This window comes from Mycobacterium sp. 1164966.3, from assembly GCF_001665395.1.
In the GTDB taxonomy this organism is placed as follows: domain Bacteria; phylum Actinomycetota; class Actinomycetes; order Mycobacteriales; family Mycobacteriaceae; genus Mycobacterium.
This window is the reverse complement of the sequence record NZ_LZSG01000001.1, coordinates 276,884-292,161: the sequence shown is the minus strand read 5'-3', so window position 1 is coordinate 292,161 and position 15,278 is coordinate 276,884. Positions and strand designations below refer to the sequence as shown.

Annotated in this window: 14 protein-coding genes and 1 tRNA gene; 8 read left to right on the top strand and 7 right to left on the bottom strand. The window is 67.7% G+C overall.

Going from position 1 to position 15,278, the window contains the following annotated elements; genetic code table 11:
- Positions 1-148 precede the first annotated feature (148 nt).
- Positions 149-1,885, bottom strand: coding sequence for an adenylate/guanylate cyclase domain-containing protein (locus A9W99_RS01335; RefSeq protein ID WP_253869508.1), 1,737 nt, complete (start codon positions 1,883-1,885; stop codon positions 149-151).
- 76 nt (positions 1,886-1,961) lie between these two features.
- On the opposite strand from A9W99_RS01335, the gene A9W99_RS01330 reads away from it, so the two are divergent.
- The gene (locus A9W99_RS01330; RefSeq protein ID WP_156622892.1) at positions 1,962-3,170 is read left to right on the top strand and encodes a DNA polymerase III subunit delta'; all 1,209 of its coding nucleotides are present in this window, start codon (positions 1,962-1,964) and stop codon (positions 3,168-3,170) included.
- A gap of 44 nt (positions 3,171-3,214) precedes the next feature.
- A tRNA-Thr gene (locus A9W99_RS01325) sits at positions 3,215-3,287 on the top strand.
- A gap of 74 nt (positions 3,288-3,361) precedes the next feature.
- Here the strand turns inward: A9W99_RS01325 and A9W99_RS01320 are convergent.
- Positions 3,362-5,149: a hypothetical protein gene (locus A9W99_RS01320; RefSeq protein WP_067372179.1), complete on the bottom strand. Its 1,788-nt coding sequence runs from the start codon at positions 5,147-5,149 to the stop codon at positions 3,362-3,364.
- 32 nt (positions 5,150-5,181) lie between these two features.
- Between A9W99_RS01320 and A9W99_RS01315 the strand changes: the two genes are divergently transcribed.
- Complete coding sequence (locus A9W99_RS01315) at positions 5,182-6,126, top strand: NAD-dependent epimerase/dehydratase family protein (protein WP_067372177.1); 945 nt, start codon at positions 5,182-5,184, stop codon at positions 6,124-6,126.
- A gap of 72 nt (positions 6,127-6,198) precedes the next feature.
- Here the strand turns inward: A9W99_RS01315 and A9W99_RS01310 are convergent, their stop codons facing one another.
- From A9W99_RS01310 to A9W99_RS01300, 3 genes are read right to left on the bottom strand one after another with little or no spacing between them, the layout of a single operon-like run.
- Positions 6,199-6,534 (bottom strand): DUF2304 domain-containing protein, encoded by a 336-nt coding sequence (locus A9W99_RS01310; RefSeq protein ID WP_067372174.1) that lies wholly within the window; start codon positions 6,532-6,534, stop codon positions 6,199-6,201.
- A gap of 47 nt (positions 6,535-6,581) precedes the next feature.
- Positions 6,582-7,283: a glycosyltransferase family 2 protein gene (locus A9W99_RS01305; RefSeq protein WP_067372172.1), complete on the bottom strand. Its 702-nt coding sequence runs from the start codon at positions 7,281-7,283 to the stop codon at positions 6,582-6,584.
- 34 nt (positions 7,284-7,317) lie between these two features.
- Positions 7,318-8,595, bottom strand: a complete 1,278-nt coding sequence (locus A9W99_RS01300) for a hypothetical protein (protein WP_067372429.1) — start codon at positions 8,593-8,595, stop codon at positions 7,318-7,320.
- A 102-nt stretch (positions 8,596-8,697) separates the two neighbouring features.
- Here A9W99_RS01300 and A9W99_RS01295 point away from each other — a divergent pair, with 102 nt between their 5' ends.
- Entirely contained in the window at positions 8,698-9,807 is a 1,110-nt protein-coding gene (locus tag A9W99_RS01295; RefSeq protein WP_067372170.1) for a DUF475 domain-containing protein, read from the top strand.
- On the opposite strand, the gene A9W99_RS01290 is transcribed toward A9W99_RS01295, so the two are convergent.
- Positions 9,788-10,276 carry an inorganic diphosphatase gene (locus A9W99_RS01290; protein WP_067372426.1) on the bottom strand — a complete coding sequence of 163 codons (489 nt, stop codon included), beginning with the start codon at positions 10,274-10,276 and terminating at the stop codon, positions 9,788-9,790. The two genes, A9W99_RS01295 and A9W99_RS01290, sit on opposite strands and share 20 nt — an antisense overlap.
- Before the next feature lie 105 nt (positions 10,277-10,381).
- On the opposite strand from A9W99_RS01290, the gene dacB reads away from it, so the two are divergent.
- Genes dacB through hpt form a run of 4 tightly spaced genes read left to right on the top strand, consistent with a single transcriptional unit; the run spans position 10,382 to position 14,425 of the window.
- A complete protein-coding gene (dacB, locus tag A9W99_RS01285; RefSeq protein ID WP_067372168.1) occupies positions 10,382-11,767 on the top strand; it encodes a D-alanyl-D-alanine carboxypeptidase/D-alanyl-D-alanine-endopeptidase in 1,386 nt (461 codons plus the stop codon).
- Positions 11,764-12,807, top strand: a complete 1,044-nt coding sequence (locus A9W99_RS01280) for a zinc-dependent metalloprotease (RefSeq protein ID WP_067372424.1) — start codon at positions 11,764-11,766, stop codon at positions 12,805-12,807. Before dacB ends, A9W99_RS01280 begins: the two co-directional genes overlap by 4 nt.
- Entirely contained in the window at positions 12,786-13,754 is a 969-nt protein-coding gene (gene tilS, locus A9W99_RS01275) for a tRNA lysidine(34) synthetase TilS (RefSeq protein ID WP_067372160.1), read from the top strand. The genes A9W99_RS01280 and tilS overlap by 22 nt, the downstream gene beginning before the upstream one ends.
- Positions 13,755-13,798: 44 nt before the next feature.
- A complete protein-coding gene (gene hpt, locus A9W99_RS01270; protein ID WP_156622876.1) occupies positions 13,799-14,425 on the top strand; it encodes a hypoxanthine phosphoribosyltransferase in 627 nt (208 codons plus the stop codon).
- Positions 14,426-14,534: 109 nt separating this feature from the next.
- Here the strand turns inward: hpt and A9W99_RS01265 are convergent, their stop codons facing one another.
- On the bottom strand, positions 14,535-15,275 hold the full coding sequence (locus A9W99_RS01265) for an SIMPL domain-containing protein (protein ID WP_067372157.1): 741 nt from the start codon (positions 15,273-15,275) through the stop codon (positions 14,535-14,537).
- Between the last annotated feature and the right edge of the window lie 3 nt (positions 15,276-15,278).

Genomic DNA, 15,278 nt, shown 5'->3' with positions numbered 1-15,278 from the left:
TGGGCTTTGCGCGTGAAGCCTGGGCGGGGTTTTCGCCTTCAGGCCGCCCTAGGCTCACACCGAAAGCCCTAGGCTCACACTGAAAGCCGCGGCTTCACACTGCAAGCAGGCGGCGCGATCGAAGGGCCATCCGACTGACGTTCGCGGGTCAGCGGCCGACTTCGCTGGAGGCCTCTTCAGGGGCGGGCTCTTCTGGAGACCTGGCGGCGTCGGTATCAGCGCCACCGGACATCGTCGCCACCTCGTCTGGATTTGCTAGATTCAACGGCCGCGCCAACTGAGTAGGTGCGGTACGGCCGCGCAACTCGACGACTTCCCCGACATCCCAGCACAGGGCTTCGGCGTCGAGGGCGCCACTGACCGCGATCGCGGAAGCCAGCACATGGCCTTCCTCGAGTTTGGCGAGCTCGGTGAGCCGCGCGGCCTCGTTGACCGGGTCGCCGATAACGGTGTACTCGAAGCGCGCTTGGGCGCCGATATGGCCTGCGATCGCCCTGCCGGCCGACACCCCGATGCCGAACTCGGCGGAGCCCAGCACCGGTAGCAGTTCGTCGTGCAGCTCACGCGCGGCCGCCAGCACCGCGCCGGCGCCGTCGGGATGTTCGATCGGCGCGCCGAAAATCGCCAGCGCGGCGTCGCCCTGGAACTTGTTGACGAAACCGCCGTGTCGCCCGACCGTGTCCACCACCACCCGGAAGAACTCGTTGAGCAGGTGGACGACCTCGGCGGGCGGCTTGGTCGCGGCCAGCTGGGTGGAGCCGACCAGGTCGACGAACAGCACCGCGACGTCGCGCTCGCGCCCGCCCAGCTCGGTACCGCGCTCCAAGGCCCGCCGGGCCACGTCCTCGCCGACATAGCGGCCGAACAGGTCGCGCAGGCGCTGCCGCTCGGACAGGTCGCGCACCATGTCGTTGAAGCCGGCCTGCAGCATGCCCAATTCGCTGGCGTCGTAGATCTGCATGTGGGCGTTGTAGTTGCCGCGCTGGACCTCGGACAGCGCCCAGCGCAGCTGACGCAGCGGGTCGGCGATCGACATAGCCACCAGCAGGGTGCTGACCAGGCCAATAACCAGCGCCGCCAGAGCCAGCAACAGGATGGGATCGAACAGCTTCTCGGGTGAGGCCCGCAGCAGCGACGCCTTGTCGGCGACCACGGCGAGCACGATCGTCAGCAGCGGCACGCCGGTGGACAGAATCCAGGCCAGCATCAGCCGCAGGATGACGCCGGGGGCCTGGACGTTTTCCGGCACACCGCTGCGCAGGGCCGCAACCGCCACCGGGCGCAGCACGCGCTCGGACTGCAGGTAGCCGATGATCGCGGTCGCGGTGGCACCCAGGGCGGTGGCGACGGCGACGACGGGCGCTGCGTATCTGGCGACCGACCAGCTGGCGACGATGAATATCGCGCCGCCGATGGCCCACGAGCCCATGCTGATCAACGTGCGATAGAAGGGCATCCGCAGCGCGCGGCTGCGCGCCACTTCGGTGTCGGCCGGGTCGGATTCGGCGAGCAGATTGTCCCGTCGCTGCCAGCGGAAAACCGGCATCAGCAGTTTCACGTTCACCACGAAGCCGGCGAGGAATACGGCGACCAGTGACGTTACGACGATGACCAGGTTCCGCAGTGGAAGGTCCTGCAACTCGACGCGGTCCTGGGGCGGCAACCCGTAGCGCAGGAAGCCGAGCACGAAAAGGGCCCCGATGATATCGGCTTGCAGCATGCTGAGCGAAAAAACCGGCCACGGGGTGCGCACCACCCACCGGACGAACCCATTAATCCGCCCGGGCAGTGCCGCCTGGGTTGCCACGGATCCACCGTATCGGTCGGCAGCGACTTGTCGGAAACCTAAATTCGCCCCGCAAGTCGCCCGCCGTTGGCGAAAGATGCCGAAAGATCACGGAATTGTCGCGAAATGGTGGCCGATCGGTATCTGTCATCCGGTCTCACTACTGTTGCCGATGATGTCCGGAGTGTTTACGCGGCTGGTAGGTCAGGAGGCTGTGGAGGCCGAGCTGCTTGCCGCCGCGCGCGTCGCCCGTGGTGATTCGACTCACAGCTCCGCGGGCGAGGGAATTTTGACACATGCGTGGCTGATCACCGGCCCCCCTGGTTCTGGGCGCTCGGTCGCCGCACTGTGTTTCGCCGCTGCGCTGCAATGTACTTCGACGGACGGGGAGCCCGGATGCGGGCACTGCCGGGCATGCACGACGACAATGGCCGGCACTCATGCCGACGTCCGGCGAGTCATTCCCGAAGGCCTTTCCATCGGCGTGGACGATATGCGCGCCATCGTGCAGATCGCCTCGCGCCGCCCGACCACCGGGCACCGGCAGATCGTGGTGATCGAGGACGCCGACCGGTTGACCGAAGGTGCCGCGAACGCACTGCTCAAGGTCGTGGAGGAGCCGCCGCCGTCGACGGTGTTCCTGCTGTGCGCACCGTCGGTTGATCCGGAGGACATCGCGGTCACCCTGCGATCCCGGTGTAGGCATGTCGCGCTGGTGACCCCGTCGGCCGAGGCGATCGCGCGGGTCCTGGTGGAAAGCGACGGGCTGGACGCCGAGACCGCGAACTGGGCGGCGTCGGTCAGCGGCGGACATGTGGGCCGAGCGCGCCGGCTGGCCACCGACCCCGAGGCGCGCCAACGACGCGAGCGGGCGCTGGGACTGGTGCGCGACGCCGTGGTGCCCTCGCGGGCTTACGCGGCCGCCGAAGAACTGGTCGCTGCGGCCGAAGCCGAGGCGATCGCGCTGACCGCCGATCGCGCCGAAGCCGAAACCGAGGAGCTGCGAACGGCTCTCGGGGCTGGCGGCACCGGAAAGGGCACCGCGTCAGCGTTGCGTGGTGCTACCGGGGCGATCAAGGACCTTGAGCGACGGCAGAAGTCACGACAGACGCGGGCGTCACGGGACGCTCTGGACCGGGCGCTGGTGGACTTGGCGACCTACTTCCGTGATGCGTTGGTGATTGCGGCCAACGCCGGCGAGGTTCGCCGCAATCATCCCGATATGGCCGACCGGGTGGCAGCGCTGGGCGCCCACGCCCCGCCAGAACGGTTGTTGCGCTGCATCGAAGCGGTGCTGCAATGCCGGGAAGCGGTGGCTGTCAACGTCAAACCCAAGTTCGCGGTCGACGCCATGGTCGCCAGCATCGGCCAGGAACTTGGGTGACTCACCCCGCCTGCCGTAGACTCGTGCCGCCCGCGTGAGGGCATGCCGCCTTAGCTCAGTCGGTAGAGCGATTCACTCGTAATGAATAGGTCAGGAGTTCGATTCTCCTAGGCGGCTCTCATTCCTTTGCGCCGAGCGTGCAGCTGGCTGCAGGTTCGAGCCCGAGCGTCAGGCCAGCCGCACGCTCGCGGCTACACCGGCGCGAGAAATCCCACCGGCCCCGACGCGATGCACAGCGAGAGTGCCGTCGTGTTGACGTGCACCGCGATCGCGCCTCCGGCGCCCGGCAGCCGAGCGAAGACCTTGTTGAGTCCCGGACGCACCGGAACTTTCACTTTCGGCCCGTCACTCAACGACAGTGTGATCGACCCGTTGGTGTTGGCCAGGTAGTTCAGCTCGACGGTCCAATCGGCCGGTAGCAGTGGCCCGTCTAGGATCAGCCACACCGGCGTGTCCGGCTGGACGAAATAGCCGCATTGCGGCTGCGGACCGCGCACGATGGTGCGGACCCACGTCACCTGTGCGTCGACAAGCCGCCCGGAGGAGTCCAGCATTCGCAGTTTCGTTGTCGCCGAGTCGAATTCCGGGCGGTCCCGAAGCAGGGCGAACATGTGGCTGGCCAGATTCTCCGGCCAGACGACGCGCTGCAGCACCATCGGGTCCACTTCCTGATCCAGCAGCGGCGCATCCGAATCCGCCCGCGCGGCAGCCAAACTCGCGCGGGCATTCTCCAGGTAGGGCCTGGCGGGATTGTCGCGCCAGCTGGTCAGAAACGTGGCCGTGGAATACACACTGCTGCCAAGGAACAGCAGCGCCAAACCCGTAGTCACCACGGCGCGTTTCGCCGAAGCGTCCAGCCAGCGCGACGACGACCGGTTAGGCGCGGTGAAGGCGACGGCGGCCAGCAGCGCCAGCACCACCACGAGGTCGGGCAGATAGCGCAGGGTCTGCGCCAATTCCAGGGCGGTGAACCGCGACGAACGCATCAGGTAGATGGGCACCTGGCAGGCCACCGCATACCCGGCCGCGGTCAGCCAGACCAACCCGATGCGTTGTTTGCGGATCAGCGACACCGCGAGCACCCCGACAAGCACCAGCCACCCGAGCGTCATCACCAGCGGCGGGGGAGTGGCCCACGGGGAGGAGGGTGCCCAGCGTTCCCAATGCCACGGCCCACCCGCCAGACCCGGCACGATGCCGCGCGTGACCGAACGTCGCAGCAGACCCCAGGTCATGCCCAGATCAGAACTCCACCGCTTCTGATCCACCACGCTCAGATACAGCGCTGTCCAGCCGGCGGTCAGGGCCAGCGACGCGACCCACAGCCGCATGCCCGCCCGCCATGCCGCTCGCACGACCCCGCTGTCACCGCGCACGTGCCGCAGCAGTGTCACCACCGCGAAAGCAACAAACGGAATCACGGCGGCCTTCTCGAAGAACAGCAGCCCGCCGAGGTAAGCCAGCACGCCCGTCACGGCATAGCGCTGATTGCCGGTGCGGTCCAGCAGCACCGCGTCGGCGCACACCCAGGCCAGCGCCGCCAACATCGGAAGCGAGTTCAGCGCCGCCGCCCACCAGGCGAAGCCCGGCAGTGCCAGCGGCGTGAACAGCGCGAACGTCAACGGAATCAACAGCACTGGACGCCAACCCAGGATCACGTACAGCGCGCGCAGCAGCGCCACCGAGACCAGCAGCTGCAGGACCACGAGACTGAGCGCCGGCCCGGTCCAGTTCAGCGGCGCCAGCCGGATGATCGCGCCCGCGACCAGGAAAGCCGCCGGCATCACATGGCCGTCGTGGTCGTCGAACAGGTACGACGGCGACAGCGGAACCTCGGTGCCGGCCTTGCCGATCAGGATCAGGTCGTCCCAGTAGAAATAGCCGCCGAACGCCAGCACCGCGCGGATCACCAGCTGAACGGCTATCAGCACGGCAGCGGCCAGCGCCACCCGCGGTAGCCGAGCGGTCGCGGTGAGCATGGTTATTTCTTACCGGTCGGTATGGTGGGCCGGTGCGCGCACTGGTCACTGGGGCAGCCGGCTTCATCGGGTCGACGTTGGTCGATCGTCTGTTAGCGGACGATCACACCGTGGTCGGCCTGGACAACTTCGCCACCGGCAGGGCCACCAACCTCGAGCATCTGGCCGACAATCCCGCGCATGTGTTCGTCGAGGCCGACATCGTTTCGGCGGACCTGCGGGCCATCTTCGACGAGCACCGGCCCGACGTGATTTTTCACCTGGCGGCCCAGATCGACGTCCGGCGTTCGGTCGCCGATCCGCAATTCGACGGGGAGGTCAACGTCATCGGCACCGTGCGCCTGGCCGAGGCGGCACGCAGCACAGGTGTCCGCAAGGTCGTGCACACCTCGTCGGGGGGATCCATCTACGGCACCCCGACCCAGTTTCCGACCAGCGAGGCAGTGCCCACTGATCCGGCGTCGCCATACGCCGCCGGCAAAGTGGCCGGCGAGATCTACCTGAACACTTTCCGGCATCTGTACGGACTGGACTGCTCGCATATCGCACCGGCCAACGTCTACGGCCCGCGGCAGGATCCGCACGGCGAGGCCGGCGTGGTGGCGATTTTCGCGCAGGCACTGCTGTCGGGGAAGCCCACCAAGGTGTTCGGTGACGGCACCAACACCCGCGACTACGTGTTCGTCGACGATGTGGTGGACGCGTTCGTCAAGGCTTCCGGGGACGCCGGCGGCGGGCAGCGCTTCAACATCGGCACCGGCATCGAGACCTCCGACCGGCAACTGCACACCGTGGTCGCCGCGGCCGTCGGGGGACCCGACGAACCGGAGTTTGCGCCGCCGCGGCTGGGCGACCTCAGGCGATCGTGCCTGGCCATCGGGTTAGCCGAGGGGGTGCTGGGCTGGCGACCGCAAGTCGACCTCGACGAAGGGGTACGCCGAACCGTCGACTACTTCCGGCGGTTGCACGCGGGGTGACCCTCCCGGCGAGCAGACGCAAAATCGCCCATTTCCGTGCTGAAACAGGTGATTTGCGTCTGCTCGCCAGGGCTACTCGGGCGCTTGCGCGCCCTCAAGCGCGACCGCGCGGGCGAGTCTCGCGTAGCGCAGCTCCAGATCCTTGAACCGCATGTAAGTGCTCAGCGTCGTGAAGCTGAACGCCATCACCAGCGCGTACAGCATCAGATCGGTGCCGCGGCGCACCCCGAACCAGTTCGCCACCACGGTGGTGTCGTCCGGCCGCAGCACGGCATAGATCCCGGCCAGCACGAACAACACATAGCCGACCTTGACCCACGCCCGGGACCGCGCATTACGCCGCGACCGCAGCAGGTAGACCAGCAAGGCGACGATCGATCCGATCAACAGCACCTGGATCCAGTTCATCTCTCGGTCCTTCTCATCGTCTGTTCTTCTTCATCGTCCGTTCTTCTTCATCGGGGCATCCTCCCCCGCAGGAAACCGTCGAAAATGATGTTCACGCCGTTGAGCAGGGGCTGGCCCTTCGACTTCGAGTAATCGGTGTACAACACCTCGACCGGTTCCTCAACCACCCGCCAGTTGTTTTCGGCGATCAGCATGACGAACTCGTTGGCGTGGCTCATCCCGCTCATGGTGATGTCCAGCCCGTCGGCCACCTTCTTGTTGAACACTCGCAGGCCATTGTTGGTGTCGGTGAGACCCAGCCGGCGACCTCGTCGGCTCAGTCGCGCCGCGGTCCGCAGCACGATCCGCTTCAGGAACGGCGGGCGACCGGCGTCCGAGCCGCCGAAGCGGGTTCCGATGACGATGTCGACGTCGCCGGATGCCAGCCGCTCCACCATGGCCGCCAGGTCCTTGACGCGGTGCTGGCCGTCGGCGTCGAACGTGGCGAACACCCGCGCGCCCGGTTGCTTGCGGGCGTACTCCACGCCGGTCTGGATGGCCGCACCCTGGCCGACGTTGATCGGATGACGTACCAAGTGGGCCCCAGCGCGTACGGCGATGTCGCCGGTACCGTCGGTGCTGCCGTCGTCCACGCAGACGACGTGGTCGAACACCGAGCGCAGGTCGGCGATCACCTCGCCGATGACCGTGGCTTCGTTGAATGCGGGAACGACGATCCAGACGTCGGGATAGTGCGTGTCAGTGCTCATTTATGCCCACAAGGTACACGCCGTTAATGCGGTTTCAGCGGGTTGCACGTGCGACGCGCGCAAGTGCCAGCAGGTGGACACCTATTCCCACCAGCGGGCCGCACAAGAGGCCGACGACGGTGCGGGTTTCCAGCGGCAGCGGCAACAGCAGCAACAGGCCCGAGGCCACCGTCGCGCCGACCCAGCCCAGCGAGTAGGCCCGATGCAAGGCGGCGGCCACCGCCGCTGCGCCGGTCAGCGTCAACATCGCGATCGCGACCGCCGCCGCGGTCAGCCACGCCAGCAACGAGCTGCTGGCCAGGTACTGCGGTCCGAAGGCGACGCGCAGTACCCAGGGACCGACCACGCCGGCGGCCAGCACCCCGAACGCACCGATGCCGCCGATGATCGCCGCCGGCGCGAGCAGCGCCCGAATGCGGTGGGTGCGCTCGTCGACGAAATGCGCGATCAGGTTGCCCTGCATGGCCGTCAGCGGCACCAGCAGCGGCGCGCGGGTCAGCGTTACGGCCAGGATGACGACCCCGCCTGCGGCGCCCAGCTCATTGCTGGTCAGCTTCAGCAGCACCGGGAAACCCATCACCAGGATCGCGCTGGCGCCGGCCGCGGTGATCGAATGGGCGGCCCCGCGCAGGAAGGTGGCGGTGGTGCCGGGGGTGAGGAGGTGCGCGGCGGCGCGAGTCGAAGGCGAGGCCACCAGCATGAGCAGCCACGCCACCGCGCCGGCGACGGTGGCCCACAAGAACCCGGTCAGGGCCCAGCCGATCAGGAACGTGGCAGCGGCGACGCTCACCCGGATCACCGCGTCGGTGACCATCAGCGCTCCGTACTGCGTCCACCGGTTGGTGCCGGCCAGCATGCCCAGCAGGGTGGCGTGCACACAAAATCCGGCCAGCCCGACGCTGAGCAGCGCCACAGACAACCAGCGCTGTTCGACGAAGACCCGCCCGCTCCACAGCGGCGAGCTACCGGCGATCACGACGGCCGCCGCGGCGCCGACCAGCGCGGCGACCCGAAGCGGATGAGCACGTGGCCGATCGGGGTCGGGCAAGGCATCCAGGTAGAGCGTCGATCGAACCTCGCGAGTGGTCTCTTGCAGCAGCCCGTTGGCCGCGCCGGTGACCAGTCCGAACGCTCCCCAGAAAACCCCGAACACCGAGAACCCGCCGGGAGCCAGATCGCGCGCGGCCAGGTAGATCACCGCATAGCCGCACAACGCGGTCAGGGCGGTTGCCACGCCCACCCGCGCGACGCTGGCGCGCGCGATCGGCCCAGCGGCCGCCGCGGAGGCTTGGGTACCGCCGACTTCGGGCATCGCCACGAAACGAAATACTAGGTGCGCGCGCCGTTCGGCCTGCCGCATGAAGCCAACCGGTAACCCGGCATCGCTATTCTCAAGTGGCTGTCGGAAGGATTCATGACCACATTCCGCACGTTCGCCATCTCGCTCCTGTTCACCGCGCTGGCGCTGGCCGCCGGGTTTTGGCACGGCGGGCTCAACGCGCTGTTTCTGCTGGTGGTGCTGGCTGCACTCGAGGTGTCGTTGTCGTTCGACAACGCCATCATCAACGCCGAGATACTGCGCCGGATGAGCCCGTTCTGGCAGCAGATGTTCCTGACGATCGGCATCGTCATCGCCGTTTTCGGCATGCGGCTGCTGTTCCCGCTGGCGATTGTCTGGGTGACCGCGGGCCTCGATCCGATTCGGGCAATGAGGTTGGCGCTCAACCCCCCGCCGAACGGCGCGCTCGAGTTTCCGGACGGCTCGCCCAGCTACGAGAAGCTGCTCATGGCGGCCCACCCGCAAATCGCGGCATTCGGCGGCATGTTCCTGCTGATGCTGTTTCTGGATTTCATCTTTCATGACCGAGACATCAAGTGGCTCAAGTGGATTGAGATCCCGTTTGCCCGCATCGGCCGGGTGGGCCGGTTGTCGGTGGTGGTGGCCGGGTTGGCGCTGGTCCTGGTCGGCACGCAGCTGACCCATTCCAGCGAAGAGCGTGCAACGGTGCTGACAGCCGGTCTGCTGGGCATGATGACCTATCTGGTTGTCAACGCGTTGAGCCGGGCGTTTCGGCCGACCAACGTGGATCTGGGAGCCGAGGACTCGGGTCCGGCGGTCGGCAAGGCCGGGCTGGTGTTGTTCCTCTACCTGGAAGTCCTGGATGCCGCCTTCTCGTTCGACGGCGTCACCGGTGCCTTCGCGATCACGTCGGACCCGATCATCATGGCGCTGGGTCTGGGGTTGGTCGGCTCACTGTTCGTCCGGTCGATCACCATCTACCTGGTCCGCCAGGAGACGCTGGAGCGGTATGTGTACCTGGAACACGGTGCGCATTGGGCGATCGGCGTGCTGGCGACGATCATGCTGATCTCTATCGAGCAGCGGATCCACATTCCCGAGGTGTTCACCGCGTCGGTGGGCGTGGTGTTCATCGCGGCGGCGTTCAGCTGGAGCGTGCGGCGCAATAGACGCCAAGCGCGCGGCCTGGCGGACGCCGAACTGGTCAGTGCCCGCCGGCCTTGAACCGCTCCACCGAACGCTGCACCTCGGCTTCGGCCTCCTCACGGCCGACCCAGTTGGCGGTCTTGACGAACTTGCCCGGTTCCAGAGCCTTGTATTGCGAGAAAAAATGCTTGATGACGTCCAGCTCGAATTCCGGGACGTCCCCGATGTCTTGGACGTGGTCCCAGCGGTGGTCGCCGGCCGGAACGCACAGCACCTTGTCGTCGCCGCCGGCCTCGTCGACCATCCGGAACATGCCGACCGGGCGCGCTTCCACGATCACACCGGGAAACACCGGTTGCGGTAGCAGCACGAGCGCGTCCAGTGGGTCGCCGTCCTCGCCGAGGGTGTCCTCAATGAAGCCGTAGTCGGTGGGGTACGCCATCGAGGTGTAGAGGTAGCGGTCCAGACGCACCCGGCCGGTTTCGTGATCGACCTCGTACTTGTTGCGCTGGCCTTTCGGAATTTCGATGGTCACGTCGAATTGCACCGTCACGGCTCCTCGGATGGGTGGTTCAAGTGGGGTAGCGCGTCCACCCTAGTCGAGCATCTGGCTGCTGGTTCGGCAGAATGGGACGAGACAGTCAGGAGAGTGATGGGTCCTACTCGCTGGCGGAAATCCACCTACGCGATCGTCACGGTGGCCGTGCTGGTGTTCGTCGCCGCCGTGGTGGCCGCGGCGGCGTATTTCACCACTGGTCGTCACGGCACTAGTGGTGCGCACGTGACGGTGCCGCCACCCCGGCCGCCGACGGTCAAACCGGGCATGAATCCGGCCCCGGACACCGCCCCGGTCCCCAATCCGGCCGCGCTCGCGGCCGCGTTGGCGCCCATCGCGGCCGACCCCAACCTGGGCGCCCTGGGCGGACGTATCACCGACGCGATGACCGCCAAGGAGCTCTGGCAGGCGGCGGCGGACGTCCCGCTGGTGCCCGCGTCGACCAACAAGGTCCTCACCGCCGCGGCGGCGCTGCTCACCCTGGACCGGGAAGCCCGCATCAGCACCCGGGTGGTGGCCGGCAGCCAGAACGCCCAGGGTCCGGTGGTGCTGGTGGGCGGCGGGGATCCGCTGTTGTCGGCCGCGCCGCCCGGTGTGGACACCTGGTACCGCGGCGCGGCGCGGATCAGCGGCCTCGTCGAGCAGATCCGTCGCAGCGGCATGACTCCCACTTCGGTCCAGGTGGACACCCACGTGTTCAGCGGCCCGACCATGGCGCCGGGCTGGGACCCGGCCGACGTGGACAACGGCGATATCGCACCGATCGAGGCGGTGATGGTCGACGCCGGGCGCATCCAGCCGACGACAGTCAACTCACGCCGGTCGAAGACCCCGGCCCTGGACGCCGGACGCGAATTGGCCAAAGCCCTCGGCCTGGATCCCAACGCGGTCAGCCTCGCCACGGCACCGACGGGCGCGCGGCAGCTCGCCGTGGTGCAGTCGGCGCCGCTGATCCAGCGGCTGTCGCAGATGATGGACCACTCGGACAACGTGATGGCCGAATGCATCGGGCGCGAGGTGGCGGCCGCCATCAACCGGCCGCAGAGCTTCACCGGCGCGGTCGACGCGGTGACCAACCGGTTGAGCAACGCGCACGTCGACACCGGCGGCGTCGCCCTGGTCGATTCCAGCGGGTTGTCTGTCGATGACAGGTTGACGGCAAAGACACTCGACGGTGTGGTGCAGGCGGCGGCCGGGCCGGACCAGCCGTCGTTGCGGGCGCTACTGGACCTGCTGCCCATCGCCGGCGGTAGCGGCACGCTGTCCGACCGCTTTCTCGACCAGGCCACCAACCTCGGACCAGCCGGCTGGCTACGCGCCAAGACCGGATCGCTGACCGCCATCAACGCCCTGGTGGGCGTGCTCACCGATAGCAGCGGCCGGGTGCTGACCTTCGCGTTCATCTCCAACGGCGCGGGCCCCAACGGCCGCAACGTGATGGACGCCCTGGCCACCAAGCTGTGGACATGTGGGTGCGCGTGACCCCATCCTCTGATCTGACCATCGGTACCGCTGTCGACTGGCGATTCGCCGCCACCGTCGGCCAGCGGCTGGCCCGGCCGGGACCGCCGTCCACCGAGTACACCCGGCGCCAGGTCATCGACGAGCTGACGAGTTCGGCCGCCAAGGCCGAACCGCCGGTGCGCGACGTCACCGGCCTGATCACCTCCGGCTCGGTGCCACCGGCCCGCGTGGTGGACCGCTCGGAGTGGGTGGGTGCGGCGGCCGAATCAATGCGGGTGATGACGAAGGGGACCGAGAAGCCGCGGGGGTTCTGGACCGGCCGGATCACCGGTGCGCAGACGGGCGCGGTGCTGGCGTTCGTTTCCTCCGGGATCCTGGGTCAGTACGACCCGTTCGCCGGGGCTGAACAGGGCTGCCTGCTGCTGGTGTATCCCAACGTCATCGCCGTCGAGCGTCAGCTCCGCGTCGACCCTTCCGATTTTCGCTTATGGGTGTGCCTGCACGAGGTGACCCACCGGGTGCAGTTCACCGCCAACCCATGGTTGGCCGGTTACATGTCGCAGGCGCTGGGCATGGTGACGCAGGACGCCGGAGAGGACCTCGGGCAGGTGGTGAGCCGGCTGGCCGATTTCGTCCGCAACCGTGGTGAGGGGGCGGACGGCAGCACGCCGGGGATTCTCGGCCTGGTGCGGGCCGTGCAGTCCGAGCCGCAGCGAAAGGCCTTGGATCAGCTCCTGGTGCTGGGCACGCTGCTGGAAGGTCACGCCGAACACGTGATGGACGCCGTCGGGCCGATGGTGGTGCCATCGGTGGCCACCATCCGGCGCCGGTTCGACGAGCGCCGCCAGCGCAGGCAACCGCCGCTACAACGGGTCGTGCGGGCACTGCTGGGCATCGACGCCAAGCTGAGCCAGTACACCCGTGGCAAGGTTTTCGTCGACCAGGTGGTGGACCGGGTCGGAATGGAGCGGTTCAACGCGATCTGGTCGGGTCCGGACACGCTGCCATTGCCGGCCGAGATCGAAGAGCCGCAACGATGGATCGACCGGGTGCTGTAGGGCAGCTGCGCGCGGCTGTCGAAGCGTTCACTCGGACCTACCTGGCCACTGAGGACCCGTGGTGCGTGGCGCTGTCCGGCGGGCCGGACTCGCTGGCGCTCACGGCGGTCGCCGCTCAGGTGCGCCCCACGACCGCGGTCATCGTCGACCACGGCCTGCAGCCCGATTCGGCCGCCGTCGCCGAAACCGCCCGGTCGCGGGCGATGGCATTGGGATGTGTTGCAGCTGAGGTGGTTTGCGTTCAGGTGGATAGCTCCTCGGGTCAAGGCGGCCCCGAGGCGGCGGCACGTGCCGCGCGCTACGCCGCGCTGAACGCCTGGCGCGGCGGGCCCGTGTTACTGGCCCATACCCTCGACGATCAAGCCGAGACCGTGCTGCTCGGCCTGGGCCGCGGATCGGGAGCGCGCTCGATCGCCGGGATGCGCCCGTACGATCCGCCGTGGTGCCGGCCCTTGCTGGGGGTGCGGCGCAGCGTCACCCACGCGGCATGCCAGGAACTCGGTCTGACCGCGTGGAATGATCCGCACAATGCCGACCGCCGTTTCACCCGAAGCCGGTTGCGCCACGAAGTGCTGCCGCTGCTGGAAGACGTGCTGGGGGGCGGCGTCGCCGAGGCGCTGGCGCGTACCGCGACGGCGCTGCGCGAGGACACCGAATTGATCGACGCGCTGGCCGCCCAGGCACTTCCCGATGTCACGGCCGGCTCGGGGCTGCGTGCCCAGACTTTGGCGGCGCTGCCCGATCCGGTGCGACGCCGGGTGATCCGCGGCTGGCTGCTGGCCGGTGGCGCGAGCGGGCTGACCGATAAGCAGATCCGCGGGGTGGACGCGCTGGTGACCGCGTGGCGCGGTCAGGGCGGGGTCGCCGTCGGCTCCCCGTTGCGCGGCCAGCGATTGATCGCCGGGCGGCAAGACGGCGTCCTGACATTGCGGCGCGAGCCCGTATAGCACTCGAACAGGCTTCGAAGGCTGACCAGTTGGTTGTTCGGCGGATGGCGTGGCACTCTGTGGTCGTGGCCCAGAGCTCCTCGGCGATCACCCGCGGACAAGCCCCGGAGCTGTACCCGGGAGATATCAAGTCGGTGCTGCTCACCGAGGAGCAGATTCAGGCCCGCATCGGCGAGCTCGGCGCGCAGATCGGCAACGATTACCGCGACCTCGTCGCCGAGACCGGCCAGGATCTACTGCTGATCACTGTGCTGAAGGGCGCGGTGATCTTCGTCACCGACCTCGCCCGGGCAATTCCGCTGCCCACCCAATTCGAATTCATGGCCGTCAGCTCCTACGGATCATCGACGTCCTCATCGGGTGTGGTGCGGATTTTGAAGGACCTCGACCGGGATATCCACGATCGCGACGTGCTGATCGTCGAGGACGTCGTCGACTCGGGCCTGACCTTGTCCTGGCTGTTGCGCAATCTGACCACCCGGCATCCGCGTTCGCTGCAGGTGTGCACGCTGCTGCGCAAGCCCGATGCGGTGGGCGCCAACGTCGAAATCACGTACGTGGGGTTCGACATTCCCAACGACTTCGTCGTGGGCTACGGCCTCGATTACGACGAGCGCTACCGCGACCTGTCGTACATCGGGACGCTGGATCCCCGCGTCTACCAGCTGTAACGCCAGATGGTGACGACCCGCTTCGCCCGGCTCCGCCGCGCTCGCGATCGCCACTAACCCAGATGGTGACGACCCGCTTCGCCCGGCTCCGCCGCGCTCGCGATCGCCACTACCCCAGCTCCCAGACCGCGGTCACGGTGAAGTTCACTGTCTGCTGACCGGGTTCCAGTGGGGCTGCGGCCATTCCGCGCGGTGGGGCCGGCGGTGCACCGGTGACGGGCGCGGCGCCGGTTCCCTCGGAGATCGACAGCACCTTGCCCAGCCGCAGGCCCGACAGCTGCGCGTACTGCTCCGCCCGGTGCTTGGCGTCCTGGAATGCGCGCGCACGCGCGTCCTTCACGAGTTGCGAGTCGTCGGCGATCGAGTAGCTGACCGAGCTGATGCGAGTGGCGTCGCCGCCGGTGCTGACGATCAGGTCCAGCAGCTTGGACGCCGCGTCAGTCGGGTGGATCTTCACCTCGATGCCGTTGCTGGCTCGGTAGCCGGTGATCGTCGTGGTGCCCGACGGGCCGTTGTACTGCGGCTGCAGGCTGACCTGCGTGGTGCGGATATCCTTACGGTCCAGCCCGGCGCCGACCAGCGCATTGATGACCGCTTGTTGACGCTCGTTGGTGTGGTTCATCGCGCTGGTGACGTCGGGCGCGGTGAACTCGATAGCGACGTCAGCGGTCAGCGTGTCCGGGACACCCTGGACTTTTCCCGACCCGAAGACGGTCACCTGACGGGGATTTGCCGCAGGCGCTTTCGTGGTGTGGGAGTCACAGCCCGACAGCGCTGCGAAGGCGAACCCGGCGGTGATCAAAGCAATGAATGTGCGGACAAGCCGATATGAGCTCGGTGCGGTCGGCATGCC

Bases quoted from the DNA above. Each gene is read 5' to 3' on its own strand.
- A9W99_RS01330 (WP_156622892.1), top strand. From the start codon at position 1,962: ATGTCCGGAGTGTTTACGCGGCTGGTAGGTCAGGAGGCTGTGGAGGCC.
- A9W99_RS01320 (WP_067372179.1), bottom strand. From the start codon at position 5,149: ATGCTCACCGCGACCGCTCGGCTACCGCGGGTGGCGCTGGCCGCTGCC.
- A9W99_RS01310 (WP_067372174.1), bottom strand. From the start codon at position 6,534: ATGAACTGGATCCAGGTGCTGTTGATCGGATCGATCGTCGCCTTGCTG.
- A9W99_RS01305 (WP_067372172.1), bottom strand. From the start codon at position 7,283: ATGAGCACTGACACGCACTATCCCGACGTCTGGATCGTCGTTCCCGCA.
- A9W99_RS01300 (WP_067372429.1), bottom strand. From the start codon at position 8,595: ATGCCCGAAGTCGGCGGTACCCAAGCCTCCGCGGCGGCCGCTGGGCCG.
- A9W99_RS01295 (WP_067372170.1), top strand. From the start codon at position 8,698: ATGACCACATTCCGCACGTTCGCCATCTCGCTCCTGTTCACCGCGCTG.
- dacB (WP_067372168.1), top strand. From the start codon at position 10,382: ATGGGTCCTACTCGCTGGCGGAAATCCACCTACGCGATCGTCACGGTG.
- tilS (WP_067372160.1), top strand. From the start codon at position 12,786: ATGGATCGACCGGGTGCTGTAGGGCAGCTGCGCGCGGCTGTCGAAGCG.
- hpt (WP_156622876.1), top strand. From the start codon at position 13,799: ATGGCGTGGCACTCTGTGGTCGTGGCCCAGAGCTCCTCGGCGATCACC.
- A9W99_RS01265 (WP_067372157.1), bottom strand. From the start codon at position 15,275: ATGCCGACCGCACCGAGCTCATATCGGCTTGTCCGCACATTCATTGCT.